This is a genomic window from Paenibacillus sp. FSL R5-0908 (genome assembly GCF_038006245.1).
GTDB lineage: Bacteria > Bacillota > Bacilli > Paenibacillales > Paenibacillaceae > Paenibacillus_AQ > Paenibacillus_AQ odorifer.
Genome location: NZ_JBBOUV010000001.1, coordinates 1259531 through 1275833, shown reverse-complemented (window position 1 = coordinate 1275833; position 16303 = coordinate 1259531). Strand labels below are relative to the sequence as shown.

Annotated in this window: 17 protein-coding genes, 1 pseudogene and 1 other annotated feature; of the genes and pseudogenes, 3 read left to right on the top strand and 15 right to left on the bottom strand. The window is 47.4% G+C overall.

All coding sequences use genetic code 11. The features are described from left to right. Positions 1 to 18 precede the first annotated feature (18 nt). The 7 genes from groL to MKZ09_RS05635 all read right to left on the bottom strand — a co-directional run bounded on the left by groL (position 19) and on the right by MKZ09_RS05635 (position 5495). Entirely contained in the window at positions 19 to 1650 is a 1632-nt protein-coding gene (groL, locus tag MKZ09_RS05665; protein ID WP_036676504.1) for a chaperonin GroEL, read from the bottom strand. Between the two features lie 78 nt (positions 1651 to 1728). Beyond that, a complete protein-coding gene (gene groES / locus MKZ09_RS05660; protein ID WP_036676506.1) occupies positions 1729 to 2010 on the bottom strand; it encodes a co-chaperone GroES in 282 nt (93 codons plus the stop codon). A gap of 511 nt (positions 2011 to 2521) precedes the next feature. After that, complete coding sequence (gene tatC, locus MKZ09_RS05655; protein ID WP_076099398.1) at positions 2522 to 3289, bottom strand: twin-arginine translocase subunit TatC; 768 nt, start codon at positions 3287 to 3289, stop codon at positions 2522 to 2524. A gap of 143 nt (positions 3290 to 3432) precedes the next feature. Further along, complete coding sequence (locus MKZ09_RS05650; protein ID WP_036676510.1) at positions 3433 to 3675, bottom strand: twin-arginine translocase TatA/TatE family subunit; 243 nt, start codon at positions 3673 to 3675, stop codon at positions 3433 to 3435. A 139-nt stretch (positions 3676 to 3814) separates the two neighbouring features. Then, the gene (locus MKZ09_RS05645; protein WP_036676512.1) at positions 3815 to 4300 is read right to left on the bottom strand and encodes a MogA/MoaB family molybdenum cofactor biosynthesis protein; all 486 of its coding nucleotides are present in this window, start codon (positions 4298 to 4300) and stop codon (positions 3815 to 3817) included. Between the two features lie 85 nt (positions 4301 to 4385). Then, positions 4386 to 4856: a cyclic pyranopterin monophosphate synthase MoaC gene (moaC, locus tag MKZ09_RS05640; protein ID WP_076099399.1), complete on the bottom strand. Its 471-nt coding sequence runs from the start codon at positions 4854 to 4856 to the stop codon at positions 4386 to 4388. A 3-nt stretch (positions 4857 to 4859) separates the two neighbouring features. Beyond that, complete coding sequence (locus MKZ09_RS05635; protein ID WP_076137219.1) at positions 4860 to 5495, bottom strand: 5-formyltetrahydrofolate cyclo-ligase; 636 nt, start codon at positions 5493 to 5495, stop codon at positions 4860 to 4862. 244 nt (positions 5496 to 5739) lie between these two features. Here MKZ09_RS05635 and MKZ09_RS05630 point away from each other — a divergent pair, with 244 nt between their 5' ends. Continuing rightward, positions 5740 to 7680, top strand: coding sequence for an ABC-F family ATP-binding cassette domain-containing protein (locus tag MKZ09_RS05630; protein WP_076147091.1), 1941 nt, complete (start codon positions 5740 to 5742; stop codon positions 7678 to 7680). Between the two features lie 406 nt (positions 7681 to 8086). Here the strand turns inward: MKZ09_RS05630 and MKZ09_RS05625 are convergent, their stop codons facing one another. From MKZ09_RS05625 to MKZ09_RS05590, 8 genes and pseudogenes are all read right to left on the bottom strand, one after another. Continuing rightward, complete coding sequence (locus MKZ09_RS05625) at positions 8087 to 9622, bottom strand: 2-isopropylmalate synthase (RefSeq protein WP_076207391.1); 1536 nt, start codon at positions 9620 to 9622, stop codon at positions 8087 to 8089. 236 nt (positions 9623 to 9858) lie between these two features. Continuing rightward, positions 9859 to 10139 (bottom strand) — a binding site (T-box leader). A 390-nt stretch (positions 10140 to 10529) separates the two neighbouring features. Continuing rightward, positions 10530 to 11579 (bottom strand): tRNA (adenosine(37)-N6)-threonylcarbamoyltransferase complex transferase subunit TsaD, encoded by a 1050-nt coding sequence (gene tsaD / locus MKZ09_RS05620; RefSeq protein WP_076099403.1) that lies wholly within the window; start codon positions 11577 to 11579, stop codon positions 10530 to 10532. Then, positions 11576 to 12100 carry a ribosomal protein S18-alanine N-acetyltransferase gene (gene rimI / locus MKZ09_RS05615; RefSeq protein WP_076207388.1) on the bottom strand — a complete coding sequence of 175 codons (525 nt, stop codon included), beginning with the start codon at positions 12098 to 12100 and terminating at the stop codon, positions 11576 to 11578. Before rimI ends, tsaD begins: the two co-directional genes overlap by 4 nt. Continuing rightward, positions 12097 to 12927: a tRNA (adenosine(37)-N6)-threonylcarbamoyltransferase complex dimerization subunit type 1 TsaB gene (tsaB, locus tag MKZ09_RS05610; protein WP_076137215.1), complete on the bottom strand. Its 831-nt coding sequence runs from the start codon at positions 12925 to 12927 to the stop codon at positions 12097 to 12099. The genes rimI and tsaB overlap by 4 nt, the downstream gene beginning before the upstream one ends. A 5-nt stretch (positions 12928 to 12932) precedes the next feature. Next, positions 12933 to 13415 (bottom strand): tRNA (adenosine(37)-N6)-threonylcarbamoyltransferase complex ATPase subunit type 1 TsaE, encoded by a 483-nt coding sequence (gene tsaE / locus MKZ09_RS05605; RefSeq protein WP_076137213.1) that lies wholly within the window; start codon positions 13413 to 13415, stop codon positions 12933 to 12935. Between the two features lie 159 nt (positions 13416 to 13574). Next, a pseudogene (locus tag MKZ09_RS34365) lies at positions 13575 to 13709 on the bottom strand (multidrug resistance efflux transporter family protein); the annotation flags it as partial. Positions 13710 to 13830: 121 nt separating this feature from the next. Then, a complete protein-coding gene (locus MKZ09_RS05595) occupies positions 13831 to 14016 on the bottom strand; it encodes an H-type small acid-soluble spore protein (RefSeq protein WP_036676525.1) in 186 nt (61 codons plus the stop codon). A gap of 31 nt (positions 14017 to 14047) precedes the next feature. Beyond that, entirely contained in the window at positions 14048 to 14218 is a 171-nt protein-coding gene (locus MKZ09_RS05590) for a hypothetical protein (protein ID WP_162636663.1), read from the bottom strand. Positions 14219 to 14357: 139 nt separating this feature from the next. Here MKZ09_RS05590 and ku point away from each other — a divergent pair, with 139 nt between their 5' ends. Both ku and MKZ09_RS05580 read left to right on the top strand, forming a co-directional pair. Beyond that, positions 14358 to 15329 (top strand): non-homologous end joining protein Ku, encoded by a 972-nt coding sequence (gene ku / locus MKZ09_RS05585; RefSeq protein ID WP_076137211.1) that lies wholly within the window; start codon positions 14358 to 14360, stop codon positions 15327 to 15329. Between the two features lie 12 nt (positions 15330 to 15341). After that, positions 15342 to 16289 (top strand): ATP-dependent DNA ligase, encoded by a 948-nt coding sequence (locus MKZ09_RS05580; protein WP_076207385.1) that lies wholly within the window; start codon positions 15342 to 15344, stop codon positions 16287 to 16289. Positions 16290 to 16303 lie beyond the last annotated feature (14 nt).

Genomic DNA, 16303 nt, shown 5'->3' with positions numbered 1-16303 from the left:
GCTTCGATAATGATTTCCTTACATCATGCCGCCCATTCCACCCATGCCGCCCATATCTGGCATGCCGCCGCCTTTTTCAGGCTCAGGCTTGTCAGCGATAACAGCTTCAGTAGTCAAGAACATAGCCGCTACGGATGCAGCATTTTGCAGAGCGGAACGAGTTACTTTAGCAGGGTCAACGATACCCGCTTCGAACATGTTCACCCATTCACCAGTAGCAGCATTGTAACCAATACCTACTGCTTCTTTTTTCAAGCGGTCCACGATTACGGAACCTTCTTGACCAGCGTTAGCTGCGATGGTGCGAATTGGCTCTTCCAACGCGCGAAGCACGATGTTAACGCCAGTTTTTTCGTCGCCAGTTACGTCTACAGCAGCAACAGCGTTATATACGTTCACAAGAGCTGTACCCCCACCGGATACGATACCTTCTTCAACCGCTGCGCGTGTTGCGTTCAGGGCATCTTCGATGCGAAGTTTGCGCTCTTTAAGTTCAGTTTCAGTTGCAGCGCCAACTTTGACAACGGCTACGCCGCCAGCCAATTTAGCCAGACGCTCTTGCAATTTCTCTTTGTCGAACTCGGAAGTTGTTTCTTCCAGTTGAGCACGGATTTGGCTTACGCGTGCATTGATGTCCGCTTTGTCGCCGCTTCCGTCTACGATTGTTGTGTTTTCTTTAGTTACGCGTACTTGACGTGCGTTACCCAGTTGTTCAATGGAAGTGCTCTTCAGATCAAGACCGAGCTTCTCAGTGATCACTTGGCCACCAGTCAGGGCAGCGATATCTTGCAGCATAGCTTCGCGGCGGTCGCCAAAGCCAGGAGCTTTAACAGCAACAGCGTTGAATGTTCCACGCAGTTTGTTCACGATCAGCATAGCTTGTGCTTCGCCTTCGATATCTTCAGCGATAATAACAAGCGGTCTAGCTTGTTGAACGATTTTTTCAAGCAATGGAAGGATTTCTTGAGTGCTGCTGATTTTTTTATCAGTGATCAAGATGTATGGATTCTCCAAAACAGCTTCCATTTTGTCTGTATCAGTAATCATGTATGGGGAAATGTAACCACGGTCGAATTGCATACCTTCTACTACTTCAAGCTCAGTAGCGAATCCACGGGATTCTTCAACAGTGATAACACCGTCTTTACCTACTTTTTCCATAGCTTCAGCGATCAATTGACCTACTTCATCGTCAGCAGCAGAGATAGCAGCTACTTGAGCGATAGCTTGGGAATCTTCGATAGGCTTAGCGATTTTTTGCAATTCTTCAACAGCTGCACGAACCGCTTTGTCGATACCTTTGCGGATAACCATTGGGTTAGCACCAGCAGTTACGTTCTTCAGACCTTCGCGGATCATAGCTTGAGCCAGAACCGTTGCAGTTGTAGTACCGTCACCGGCTACATCATTAGTCTTAGTAGCAACTTCTTTAACCAGTTGAGCACCCATGTTCTCGAATGCATCTTCAAGTTCGATTTCTTTAGCGATCGTTACACCATCGTTAGTGATGAGTGGGCTACCAAATTTCTTCTCAAGCACCACGTTGCGGCCTTTTGGTCCAAGTGTAACTTTTACCGCGTTTGCCAGAGCATCTACACCACGAAGCATAGAGCGGCGAGCTTCTTCACTGAATTTAATTTCTTTAGCCATTGTGTAATTACCTCCTAGAATTTTTTGTATATCATATTACTTTAAGTAGTTTAGATTTCGCTTATGATCGACTCTTGCTTAGTCAAGAATCGCGTGAATGTCGCTTTCTTTCATAATCAAATATTCTTTACCTTCATATTTGATTTCTGTACCTGCATATTTTGAGAAAAGAACACGGTCGCCTTCTTTAACTTCAAGCGCTACACGTACTCCATCTTTCAAAGCTCCGCTACCTACTGCAATAATAGTTCCTTCTTGTGGCTTTTCTTTCGAGGAGTCCGGAAGCACAATCCCGAATGAAGTTGTTTCCTCCTGCTCGCTCGGTAGCACCAATACGCGTTCACCTAATGGTTTGATCATGAAAAAATAGCCTCCTTTAAAATTATGTTATTTTGCTTCAAAACATAGTTTAGAACTTACCGGTCAAACTTAGAATTCTGTGATGTTCTTGAAAAATATCAATGGAACCCTGCTAATCTCCAGCCCATCTCCTATTTTTCAAGAGCGTTAGCACTCAACAGCGTGCAGTGCTAACAACAATTTTTATGATACTCAACTTGAGCCCGGATTTCAAGTCTTTTTACACAAATTCGTATTAGTTTTCGCAAAAAAATACGTTTCACTGCTTGTCCAAGCACACACTCTATTACATTGTATCCACGGGTTTTGAAAATATGCGTAGGATTCCAGCGCCTTCCTCTCACCCCTTATAGATATGAACGTTGCTAGAATGGTTAAACCATTGCATCTAATGATCCTGATCGATCGATAACAATTACTTATTAAGTGTATTCAATCCAACTAATGAAATCAACTTATAGCAAAAAGCTGCCACATTCGTAGAAAATCTACTAAGCGGCAGCCTCTCTCCTCACTCCTGCTTCTGAACATAGCGTTCATCCCGTGCCGCGTCCGCAGCAAGTTGCTTGCGATAGACAAATGCAGATAAAAATACACTGAACTCATACAAAATGAGCAGTGGAATCGTCACTAGAAAGTCTGAGATAAAATCCGGGGGCGTGATAACTACAGCAATAAAAACAAGCGTGAAATAGGCGTACCGACGCATTTTACGCAAGCGTAGCGGGTTGAGAACTCTTAGTTTGGTCAGAAACATCACCAGCAATGGAAGTTCAAACAGCAAGGCCAGCGGCAATACCAGGCTGAACATGAAGTTAAAATATTGTGCAATCCCGTAGGTCTCTTCCAGTCCCATGCTTCTGGTAATTGAGATCGTGAACGAAAGTGCCATTGGAAAAACAATATAATAAGCAAAAGAAAGACCGATAAGGAAAAGAATAAACACATAGGGAACATAACGAAGTGTCGCACTTCGCTCCTCCGGCCGCAGGCCCGGACTGATAAATGCCCACAGCTGGTAGGCAATAAACGGGACAGAAATCACTAGCGAAACGGCCATCGCGATCTTCATGTACATCCCAATGCCATCCCAGAATGAGAATGCATGCAGAACAAAACCTTGCGCCAGGTCCGTGCTAATCAAATAATCGTAAATGGGCTTTGCACAAAATAATCCGCCTATTAATCCAAGGACAAATACGATTAACACATAAATAATCCGTTTGCGCAGCTCGGTGAGATGATCCACCACCGACATTTCTTCCGATTTCAGAGACATCCAGACACCATCCCATGACAAGAGTAAAAAAGATAACACTAACTTTCTTCAAAGCAGTGTCCGTTGCTGCGGAAAGCAAAGAAAAAGGGGCGTCTCCTCAAGTCTAGTAGACTCCTGAGATTGCCCCATTGAAAGATCTTCTATTATTCCGGCAGGCGTTTGTCCTGAGGAATATCTGCAGCGACCGTTTGCGGGGCCGTCGGCACAGGAGCTTCGCTCTTCTTCACCGGTTCATTATCCCCGATGATTTCACGCGCGCCTTCCTTAAATTCACGGAAGGTTCGTCCAACTGCACGGCCTAGCTCTGGCAGTTTATTTGGGCCAAAGAGCAGAAGTGCCAGTATGACCAACAAAATAATACCAGGAGTACCAATTCCACTAAACATTATTATTCCTCCTTGTCCACCTGTCCGTTCATGGTATCGTTTACTTTAATTTAATAATACCATAACTTATGTCACAGTTACATCCACTTTCTTCTATAAATAGATTATCATTGTGACGTGACAAGAAGATGACAAAGGGTTATTGGCGGTATTGGCCAGTTACCATGAGTAGTGCTTCCGGTAATTGATCCATAATAGCTGCCAGATTCTCATGAACACCCTTCGGCGTTCCAGGTAAATTGACAATCAACGTGCGACCGCGAATGCCGCATATCCCACGAAAAAGCATAGCTGCACGGTTTTTTTGCATCACTGTGCTGCGCATAGCTTCTGAGAGCCCAGGCACTTCCCGTTCTACCACTCGCCGAGTAGCATCCGGGGTCACATCACGAATTGCCAGATCTGTGCCTCCGGTGGTCAGTACCAAATCTGCCTGAAAATAGTCCGTCAGTTCAATCAAGGCTGCGATAATCTCATCTTGTTCATCGGGAACGATTCGATATTCAATGATCTCGCCACCTAGTTCCTCTTCCACCAGCTCCCGAATAACCTGGGCGCTCGTGTCTTCCCGTTCGCCCCTGGCCCCTTTATCGCTGGCCGTTAGGATTGCTGTCTTCCACGCCATAGGTTTGTCCTTCCTCTCTATATGTATAGTTGGCTGTACAGTTCAGCCTGCTCGCATCAGCGCTTCGAACAAAAGCAGCTGATACTTATTTGAGCGCATAATCTCCGTTCTTGCCCCCGCTCTTAGATACCAGAAGCGTCGGTCCGATAATCATATCCTTCTGAATAGCCTTACACATGTCGTACACCGTTAGTGCTGAGGCAGAAACAGCGGTTAAGGCCTCCATCTCTACTCCGGTTTTTCCTGTAGTATGGACTGTTGCTTCTATATAAAGTTCATCTTCGCTGTTATCGGAGAAGCTGATATCAATACCGGTAAGTGGCAGCGGGTGGCACATCGGAATCCAGTCTGACGTCTTCTTAGCCGCCATAATCCCGGCGATCTGCGCAACAGCAAGGACATCACCTTTGCTGATCTTGCCACTCTTAATGGCGCTCAGCGTTCCAGCAGCCATCTTGATCATACTCCGCGCGACAGCTGTCCGCTTCGTGATCTCCTTCTCACTCACATCCACCATACGAGCTCTTCCCTGCTCGTTGAAATGGGTCAATTCCATGGCTCACTCTCCTTTTCGGCAGTGCACTATACCATTTTCAGTAATCAGCATGTCCATTAAAGCGTCATGCTCATCCATCGGCACCCTTGGAACCAACTGCATGCCGTAAGCTAACCCGATCCATATCGGGGGCTGTGCGCTAACGTACCCGGCTTTCTCCCAAGACGCACGTAGCCGGTCATAGTATCCTCGACCGTAGCCAAGCCTGCCGCCTTGAAGATCAAATGCTAGCCCTGGTACGAACACAACAGCAGGTAGCTTAATCTCTTCAATCTCTAATAAATCTCTGCTGGAGACAACAGGTTCATGGATACCATAAGCCCCCGGCTCTAAATCGCTCCATGCATTCACCGCGTGGACACTCATTTCACCGCTCGCTGGAATTACACGCGGCAACAGCACCTTACGCTGATCTTTCCACGCCTGTGTGATAAGTGGGCGGGTATCAAGCTCTGAACGAAAAGACACATAGGCCATTAGTGAAGTTATACCCTTCGTCTCCAGCCACTCCAATGCATAGTGGCAGACTTCAGATGATAGTTTACTTCTCTGGTCCGAAGACAGCTCGTTTCGGGCGATGGTCTTCTCCGCTCGTAATTGTTGCTTTACTTTGGAGATCTCCGACTCCTCGCTGGACATTGTCGGCCTCCCCCTCTTATTCATCCCTAGCTTATCCTTGTTTGTAAATCCAGTTTACCACTCTTCTCCCCGGTTCGCCAAGGTGGATAGAACTGTGTTATCGGACTAGGTCGTTATTCCCTCCTTACATTAGATCGAACCCTCGCTTGGGAAACGCTTTTCATGTAAACTATAGAATAAGTTGTTCATACGGCTGAGGGATAAATACCAAGGCGAAATATGCAAGGGTGGAGGTTTCATCGTTATGCTTCTTCAAGCGACAGGAATTACTAAATCATATGGTATACAGAACGTACTGGATGGCATAAGCCTACAGGTAAATGAAAAGGAACGTGTCGGGCTAGTGGGTGTGAATGGTGCCGGCAAATCAACTTTTCTACAAATACTGGCCGGTGAGATGTCTTATGACAGCGGTCAAATTCATAAATCAAAAGAAACAACAATCGGATATTTAGCTCAGAATAGCGGACTTCAATCTGACAAAACCATTCATGAAGAAATGATGGCGGTCTTCGCTCCGCTGATCGAAGCCGAAACTGAGCTGAGAGAGTTAGAAGTGAGTATTGCTGATCCCAAGCTCGCGGAAGACCCCAAGCGGTACGAAGAACTGCTTGAACGGTATGCGCGGCGCTCGGATTGGTTCAAGGACCACGGCGGCTATGAAATGAATACACGGATTCGCAGTGTCCTACACGGCATGGGCTTCAGTGATTTCCCACCAGATACACCCATTTCTACCCTTAGTGGAGGCCAAAAGACCCGGCTCGCGCTGGCCCGTATTTTGCTTCAGGCTCCAGATCTTCTGATGCTGGATGAGCCTACTAACCATCTGGATATCGAAACGTTAACGTGGCTGGAGGATTACCTCCGCAGCTATGCTGGCGGGATTCTGGTTGTATCCCATGACCGTTATTTCCTAGACCGGCTCGTGACCACTATTGTAGAGATCGAGCGGCACCAGTCCCGGCGTTATACGGGTAACTACAGTCGTTATGTAGATTTGAAGGCTGCCGAATATGAAGCACGGATGAAGCAATATGAGAAGCAACAGGATGAAATTTCTCGAATGGAGGATTTCGTTCAGAAAAATATTGTCCGGGCTTCCACCACAAAACGTGCGCAGAGCAGACGCAAAGCGCTTGAGAAGATGGATCGTCTAGATCGTCCAATGGGCGATCTGAAGAAGGCTAGCTTCTCCTTTGAGCCAGACTTCATGTCTGGAAAAGAGGTGCTTCAAGTGCGCAATGTTGCGGTTGCCTTTAATGAAGGTTCACCTTTATTCAAGGACGCTTCTTTTGAGCTTCGTCGCGGGGAGACTGCTGCCCTGATCGGTCCCAATGGTATCGGTAAATCCACACTGCTGCAGTGTATGACCGGAGCCCGTGAGCCTTCTGCTGGAACGGTGAATTGGGGCACTAAAGTAAAAATTGCTTATTATGATCAGGAACAGACCCGCCTTAATCCACAAAATACGGTTATGGAAGAACTGTGGAGTGAATATCCAATGATCGAGGAAGCCAGAATTCGTACGATCCTTGGTAATTTCCTTTTTAGCGGAGAGGATGTTCTTAAGAAGATTTCCGCACTCAGCGGCGGCGAAAAAGCTCGGGTTTCGTTATCTAAACTAATGCTCCGCGGTGCAAATATGCTAATTCTCGATGAACCTACCAACCATTTGGATCTGGTCAGCCGTGAGGTTCTGGAATCTGCTTTAATTGATTTCGAAGGCACCCTGCTGTTCATCTCCCATGACCGTTATTTTTTGAACAAGATGGCTGAAAGGGTACTGGAGCTGCATCCCGAAGGGATCGACCAATACCTCGGCAACTACGATGACTATGTCGAGAAGAAACGAGAATTAGAAGAGATTGCAAAAGATGCCGCTGAACTAGCTACTAAAAACGTCAATAAGGACGCTGCTGTACCTGAAAAAAGCGCTGTAACCTCTTTTGAAGCAGACAAGCAGGCTAAGCGTGAAGAACGTAACCGCAAACGGCGTATCGCAGAGCTTGAGGAGAACATCGCCTCACTTGAAGAATCAATCGTATTTATAGAGCATGAAATGACTAAACCTGAAGTTTATCAGGATTATTTAGCACTTCAAGGTTATGAAGAGGACCTGAAGAACAAAAAATCTCAGCTGACAGATTTCTTTAGCGAATGGGAAATCCTTGCTGACGAATAATGTAAATCCTCCTTATAAATATTTTTTAATCGTTCTAGATTTGTTCATAAATAGTTATCCACAGCTCTATACACAGGTTTCGTGTATAACTCCCTACTTCAAAAGACCCTTCGGGGTCTTTTTTATGCGTTAAATCGGTATTTTCAAAGAAAAGGAATTATTATCCACGGATTTATCCACATTATCCACAATTCTCACAGTGTTTCATTGCCAACAAAATTGTTTATTAGCGCATTTTGAAAAAAGCCGTTATTGCTGATTTTACGCACTTTTTACACAACTCAGGCAGAATATGTGGATAACGTTGTCCACAACTTGACAAAAGACGTAACCCCATTTTACAAGACTGATTTTCTGCTAAAAAAGAACCCGCTATCTCCTAAACTGACAGCGGGCACGTCGTATTTTAGACAATCTGTGTAGAGAGCAGGGCAGCATTACAGGCTGCGATATAAGCGATGCCTGCCGCCATAATTATATCTTGATGAGTGGCTGTGCCTCTGAATTTAAGGCCCTCCCACTCCACCATCACCGCTGCTTCTGCTTGCGCATTCTCTCCGCTTCCAAGCGAATGAAGCTCGAGTCCTGCAAAGTCAATCTCCTCAGCAATCCCTTGCCCAATAGCAGCGATAATCGCTTCAAGCGGACCTTCACCAGTGCTGGTATGTGACGTTTCCCGGCCAGTCTGCAAATGGCGTACCGTAACTGCAGCTACACGGCGCTGGGCACTGCCCGCCAATACCTGAACCTCACCCAGCTCATAGACCTGAGCTTGTTGTCCAGTTGTACTGCTTACCATTTGCAGCAGCTGGTCATCACTTACGACCTTTTGACGGTCAGCGGTCTCTTTAAAGGACTCATAAAGTGCATCCAACTCCGCAGGCTCCAGCGTTATTCCATACTTCGCAGCCCGATCCTTCAGCGCATGTCTGCCAGAATGTTTGCCCAGAATGATCATGCTGCGGGGGATGCCCAGCCGTTCGGGATCCATAATCTCATAGGTACTACGATCCTTGAGCAGGCCATCCTGATGAATCCCGGATTCATGCTGGAAGGCATTTCTTCCGACGACCGGCTTGTTATAGGCGATTGGGAAATGCATCGCTCCACTAATCAGCCGTGAAGTATCATACAGTTTATCGAGCACGGTGCCTGTTTCTGCACCAATTGCATCGCCGCGGGTTTCGAGTGCCATAACAAGCTCTTCCAGTGCGCAGTTCCCAGTGCGCTCGCCTACACCATTCACGGTGACTTCTATCTGAGTCGCCCCTCCATCAATCGCTGCCAGACTGTTAGCTACAGCCAGCCCCAAGTCATTATGACAGTGGGCACTATAGCTAACCTTGCCGCCGCCTCTTGCTCCCTGCCGCACTCTACGGAACATCTCGCCATATTCATGTGGCAATGCGTATCCTACTGTATCCGGCAGGTTAATAATGGAGGCTCCTTCCTCTATAACTGCTTCAACCATTTCAATCAGATCATCAATCCCTGTCCGCGCAGCGTCCATGGCCGTGAATTCAACTACATCACAGAATTGTCGCGCATAAGCCGTCATCTCGCGCGCTTTAGCTACGACTTCAGCTCTGCTCATACGCAGTTGATGCTGTAAATGAATATCAGAAGAGGAGATGAACAAGTGAATCCGCCGACGTTCAGCGTCTTGAGTGGCCCGGACTGCAGCATCGATGTCTCCTTTTACGGCCCGCGCGAAACCACAAATCTCCACGTTGCGCACCTTACGCGAAATCGTCTGCACCGCTGCAAAATCTCCAGGACTCGATACCGGGAACCCCGGCTCCATTACATCAACACCCAGATCAGCGAGCTTATAGGCCAACAATATTTTTTGTTCAGGAGTCAGACTAGCCCCAGGGGCCTGCTCACCGTCACGCAGGGTCGTATCGAAAATTTGAATACGTTTCTTAACTGGAATAATCATCTGAATTCCTCCTAGTTTTGTTTTCATGTAATTGGATGCCTTATCTCTATCCTATGCTTCGGCGCAGAACCACACGTCGACTTGCGGTTCTGCTCATTTCCCACCCACTGCTGCCGGCAGCTGAAACAAATGAATCTCTGCACAATGTGCAGAGTGTTCACTTTTGGCGTTTTATGTAGCGATGAGTCCATTCCCCGGACTTTTTCTACAAGAACGCAAAAACCCGCCGTCTCTAATAAAGAGACGGCGGGTTACCCCTCCGCGGTACCACTCTTTTTGACGCATCGGCTGTCTTAATAACAAGCCTTAAAGCTGCGTCCAGCTCTTCTTCCCGGTTCAAGCTGGCATGCCAGCTTAAATCCGGAAAGGTCCGATAACGAGGACAGCCGTAGGCAGCGTACTCTTGTTCCGCCGCTCCGCTCCCGGGCGAGCTTCAAGAAATCCGGTGACTGCGTCGCACCAACCCGCAGCTCTCTGTTCACCGTCAAACTCTACTACTCCCGTTCTTAGCGTGTATTATATAAATTATTCACCACTCTAAATCCATACAAAAAAGCCTGCCATCTCATTCAAGAGACGACAGGCTGTTAACCTTCGCGGTACCACTCTTGTTGATGCTCTGTATCAGCTAAGTTCCTGCCGATTCTAATTGAACATCCACTCTACGGTCCAGTATGTTAGGTACTAGACCACCCTATCACGGAGGTTACCCGTAAACGATGTACAAACGTTCCGGCGACAATTGCCAGTAATGCTTCCACCGCTCCGCTCCCAGACGAGTTCAGGACTCCTTCGACTGCGTTGCACCTACCCGCAGTTCTCTTATCCCAGAGTATCCTTACTACTTCCGCTCATCGCGTTTGCCTTGTTTAATTGAACTGATTATACTCGTTAGCTCCAAATGATGTCAATAGGCAGATACAGACCATTGTTCCAGTGAGAATCCAGGGTCAGCAACCATATCCAGCGGTATTCCTCCGTCATGCTGCCACTTCACGTATGCAGCCGCTCCAATCATCGCCGCATTATCCGTGCAATACACCGGTGGAGGAATAATAAGTTCAATGCCCTCCGTTTCACAGCGTGAAATTAATGCCGAGCGGAGTCCGCCATTAGCAGCGACTCCCCCACAGAGCAATAACTGTCTGGAGTTAGTGGCTTTAACGGCGCGTACCGCCTTTTCCACCAGTACTTCTACTACGGATTCTTGGAACCCCCGGGCAATACCTGCCACATTGGGTTCAAGACCTTTCATTTTGCTCTGATTCACCACATTCAGCACCGCCGATTTTAGACCGCTGAAACTGAAATCATAAGAGTTCGGCTCCAGCCATACCCGCGGCAATGCAACAACTTCCGTTGCTTCGCGTGCCAGGCGATCTACATGGGGTCCGCCGGGATAAGGGAACCCTAGCGCCCGAGCCACTTTATCATAGGCCTCACCTACAGCATCATCACGCGTACGGCCGATAATTCGAAATTCACCCTCACGCTCCATATGAACCAGTTCAGTATGTCCACCTGACACCACTAGTGTCATACAAGGATACTGCAACTCTGCAACTAGGCGGTTAGCATAGATGTGGCCTGCAATATGATGCGTGCCAATTAACGGCTTGCCCCATGCAAGAGCAAGGCTTTTAGCTGCTACTACCCCGACCAGTAAAGCTCCCACCAAACCCGGGCCTTGAGTCACCGCTACCGCAGTCAATTGTTCGGGTGTAACGCCTGCCTTGGCGAGCGCTTCCTCGATTACGAGCGTAATTACCTCCACATGTTTACGGGAAGCCACTTCTGGCACCACGCCACCAAAAGCACGATGTGTCTCTATTTGACTCGAGATGATGTTGGATAACACTTCTGATCCGTTTTTGACCACGGCCACCGAGGTTTCATCACAACTGGTCTCTATAGCAAGTATTAGTACAGGTTGAGCTGCGCCCGTTTCTGTCTTCATTTCAAGTCCACGCTTCCTTCCAAATAGCCTTGCTCCTTATACTCCGGTAGATCCGCCCACATAATGAGTGCATCCTCGCGATTATCGGAATAATATCCTTTGCGCGTACCGGCAGAACGAAAGCCTTTTTTACGATATAAATTCTGAGCTACCTCGTTGGATACCCGCACCTCAAGCGTAATAGATTTCATGCCTACGTAAGAGGCAGTATTCATTAACTCCTCCAACAGGCGCTCCCCCCATTTACGTCCACGATAAGCTTCGAGTAAGGCAATATTCGTCACATGCGCCTCATCCACGATAGCCCACATTCCAGCATAGCCAATGATATGACCCGCCAGCTCCATGACCATGTATTTAGCAAAATGATTATGCGTCAGCTCATTCCGGAAAGCTTCCTCCGTCCACGGCATGGTAAAGGCTTCGCGCTCAATAATAAGAATGTCCGGAATATCCTCCAGCTTCATCAGACGAAAAACAAGGTCAGCCTCTTGTGCTCTCAATGATTCCACTTCCGTCATCGTTTTAAGCCTCCTTTACTACTTAACCGCAGATTGGCCTCCGCTTCCGAAATCTGAGTATAGTTAGGGATCAAGCTATGAATATCATCATTCTCTACTTGCAGCCGGGCTTCACCAAGGAAGCCTGTCCAGCGGCCCTCCAGCTCATATGGAACAGCTACAGAAGTGCCGAGTTCCGCCAGTGGATGTAGTGATTCTTCGCTGCCATGTACAGCGGTTTCTCCAACAAACCATAGAATAGCTGGTTTAGTTCCTTCAGCTGAAGCCTGTTGTAAACGTTCTGCCAAGTACTCCACCCAGTCAGCCATCAACCGGATGGCATCTGGTTCAAGGCGGCTAAGAGAACTATTCCCATCCGCTGCGAATAATCCTGTGTAGACCTGTCCCCGACGCGCATCCATCAGTGGAATGATCCAGTCTGGACCGTAGCCACTGTTCGCAGTGGCTTGTCCTGACTCTGCTGTCGTCTTATTCTTAAGGGCTGTTTCATGCCCACCCCATGCCACAGCATGCAGGCTCGAAATACCAACTACCGGGACATTCCATGCCCAAGCCAGTGTTTTGGCAGCGGTAACCGCGATCCGTGTTCCCGTATAAGATCCCGGGCCCACACCAACCGCAATCCCGCCCAGATTAGCAACGTTTGTTCCCGAAGCTTGCAGCGCCTGCTCTATAATCGGCAGCAAATGCACCGAATGATTCCGTTCACCGGAAGCATTAATTTCATGCAATAATTCTCCATTCTCGGTCACTGCAACCCCCAATACGGCAGTTGATGTATCCAGCGCTAAAAGCCGCTTGCGCGGCTCAGTATTCTCGTTCGTCATTTTTATTAACCCCACTTCTGGATCAGCTCCCGGCAAAGCTCACCATAAGGCTCCCCGATTCCGGTCACCGTAATGATTCGTTCCTCCGGTCCAACTGTTTCCATGTATATATGCATATGCCGCGGCGGCATCAACTCCGTAATAATACTGCTCCATTCTACCAAACAAACACCCTGACCATAGAAATACTCATCCAATCCAAGCTCATCTGCTTCCTGAAGTGAAATCCGATATACATCCATGTGATATAACGGCAGACGACCTTCGTACTCTTTAATAATAGTAAAAGTAGGACTGTTTACGATCCCTTTCACTCCAAGATGGCGAGCGTAACCTTGCGAGAAGGCCGTTTTTCCTGCGCCTAGATCACCGTCCAAACCGATAACCATGCCTGCCGTTGAAGCAGCAGCTATTGCACTTGCCAGTTGCTCCGTATCCTGCAGATTGTAAGAACGGTAAGTGAACACCGTTTCGACTGTTTTGTCCAACTACAACTACCACCTTTTAAAATATACCTGTCGAAAACCATTACATTCAATTATATCGGTATGGTCCATCCACCGCAACAACTGTCCCTGCCCATTGTTTAAGCTGAAGGAGGTAAAGCCCTCTTCTTCACTTGCGTGGTTAAGCAGATTTCGATAATGAACGCTGCGAGATTGGGTGGCTTCGACTGCCGCTAATCCGCTCATGCTGCTCCTTACCATATCTGTAGCCTGAAAGAATAATACTGTCGCAATAACTCCTGAACACAGCGCAACAATAATGGACTGTCCTGCCTGACCCAATATATTGCTTTAATTCTTACGCAAAAAAGAGACCTTTACGCAAACTTAAGCATAAAAAGTCTCTTTTTTTAAAAACTATAATTCAGCTTTAACGTAGGCTCTAAGTAGACCTTTGTTAGTGCTCTTGCTCTTCGAGTCGTTCAACACCCACAGTGTGCGTATTGGTTGGTCGAGAACCAACTTGTACCGTAGCCATTCCGTTCTCTTCATCCACATGTTCAATCCATACAGGCTCCCCATCCAAATGTACACTTACCGTTTCTTTAGAAGCATAAATATCCTGTGCCCGTTTGACGTCCACAACTGTTCTCCTCCTTTATCTTTCCTAAAGTTTACGATTCTAAGGGTGATGTATCTTCGAGGGTTCGTTCCGCATCCAGCTTTTCCGAATCGGATACCTGACTGGCCTCCGCGGGTGCAATAATGCTCTCCCAATCCACAACTGTGGCCGGAATATCCTGCTCGCTCAGCGCATCGCTCCATTCGTTATCTCTTGGTTCCATACCTTAGATTCTCCTCCTCAACTTCACAGGTCCGAGTTTATTTTTTCCCAAGCTTCTCAAAAAATGCACCCGGCTAGAAAAGCCTTTCCTGCCTCATACTAACCCAAAGCAAATCAACTTAGATCAGGAGGTGTTTCTCATGCATACCGTTTGGAAAGGAGCCATAAGCTTCGGGCTTGTGCATGTTCCGGTTAAAATGTTCTCCGCTACGGAAGACAAGGACATTTCTCTGCGTTATATCCATAAGGAATGTGGCAGCCCGCTGTCGTATGTACGCAAATGCCCGGTGTGTGACAAAGAGGTCGCTTGGGAAGAGATCGGTAAAGGATATGAGTATGAAAAAGGGAAGTTTGTGCTCTTCGACAAAGAGGAATTGGATCAACTATCCGACGAGACCAGTAAAAGCATCTCCATTCTCGACTTTGTTGACCTGACAGAAATCGATCCGATTTATTTTCAAAAAACCTATTATTTATCCCCGGATCAGGCAGGATCAAATGCTTATCGACTTCTTATGGAAGCCATGAAGCAGACAGGTAAAATTGGCATCGCCAAAATTTCAATCCGCTCAAAAAGCAGTCTGGCAGCGATCCGTGTGCTTGAGGATTGCCTTGCGATTGAGACCATTTTTTATCCCGATGAGGTGCGGCCGATCTCACAAGTGCCTGGTCTGCCCGAAGCAGGAACAGTGAACGATAAAGAGCTGGAAATGGCTAAGCTGCTGATCTCACAGCTATCCACTCCTTTTGATCCGGCAAAATATACCGATGATTATCGCCAGCGTATGCTTGATCTGATCTCACATAAAATTGCAGGCGAGGAATTTCATATCGCTCCTGCTAAACAGGAAAGCAATGTGATTGATCTAATGGCCGCCTTACAGGCTAGTATTCAAGCTGTGCAGCATATTCCTTCAGACCCTGGTCCTTCATTAACAGGCAACACAAAAACCAAAACTAAAGCGGCTCCTGCTGCCAAAAGAAAAACAGTCAAGACCAAAACAACCGCCGCGGAACCTGCGGAGCAGCAAAACGAGGTCTCCGGGCCGGCTCCAGTCATCACGCCGAAACCGAAACGCCGCAGCACGAAAAGCAAAACAACCGTATCTTAGGAGGCTCTGCGGATGAAGCTTCAGCCCATTATTCCTTTTGAACCTATACTGGCTGGGCAGCTTCCAGCAGGTGACCAGTGGATCGCACAAATTAAATGGGACGGCGTACGGATGTTGTCCTATTACGATGGAAGCACTACTCAGCTTATTAACAGACGTGGCAATTACCGTACTACGCAATATCCAGAACTTACTGAGGTATCTGCTTACTGCAAGGCTGACTCCGTTATTCTAGATGGTGAGATTATCGCGCTCAAGGACGGCAAACCCTCATTTCATGAGGTGATGCGGAGGGACAGTTTGAAAAATGGTTCCACAATTTCCGTCGTTAGGCATCAGGTTCCTGTCATTTATATGATTTTTGATATTCTGTTTTATAATGGCCAATCGACGATGGATCAACCATTATTCTTGCGGCAGCAGCTGTTAAGTAACATTCTGCTGCCGCATCCCCATGTTCAAGCTGTGCCAAGTTATACCGATCCTACAGAACTGTTCGCCGCCACTCAGAACCAGGGCTTGGAAGGGATCGTCTGCAAGGACGTCAACAGTACTTATGCTCCGGGCGGAAAAGATAAACGTTGGCAGAAACGCAAAATCAGTTCTGATATTACAGCTGTAGCCGGGGGTGTGACGTTCCGTGACGGTATCGTCAACGCGTTGCTTCTTGGTCTTTATGACGAAAAAGGAAATTTGCATTATATAGGACATGCCGGTCCGGGCAAATTGACTGTACAGGATAAACGCGACTTAACTGCGGAGGCACACCGCCTTAAACTGGATCGGATGCCCTTTGCAGATGTTCCACAGCGAGGCAAGGGTGCTTTTTGGATAAAGCCGGAGCTCGTCTTCAAAGTTCATTTTCTGGAATGGAACACCTCGGGCACTCTGCGTCAGCCTGTTACTCAAGCTAAAGTGGATCTTCCCCCGGAGGCATGCACAATGGAGCAAAAAGGATAAATTAATAAAGAAAC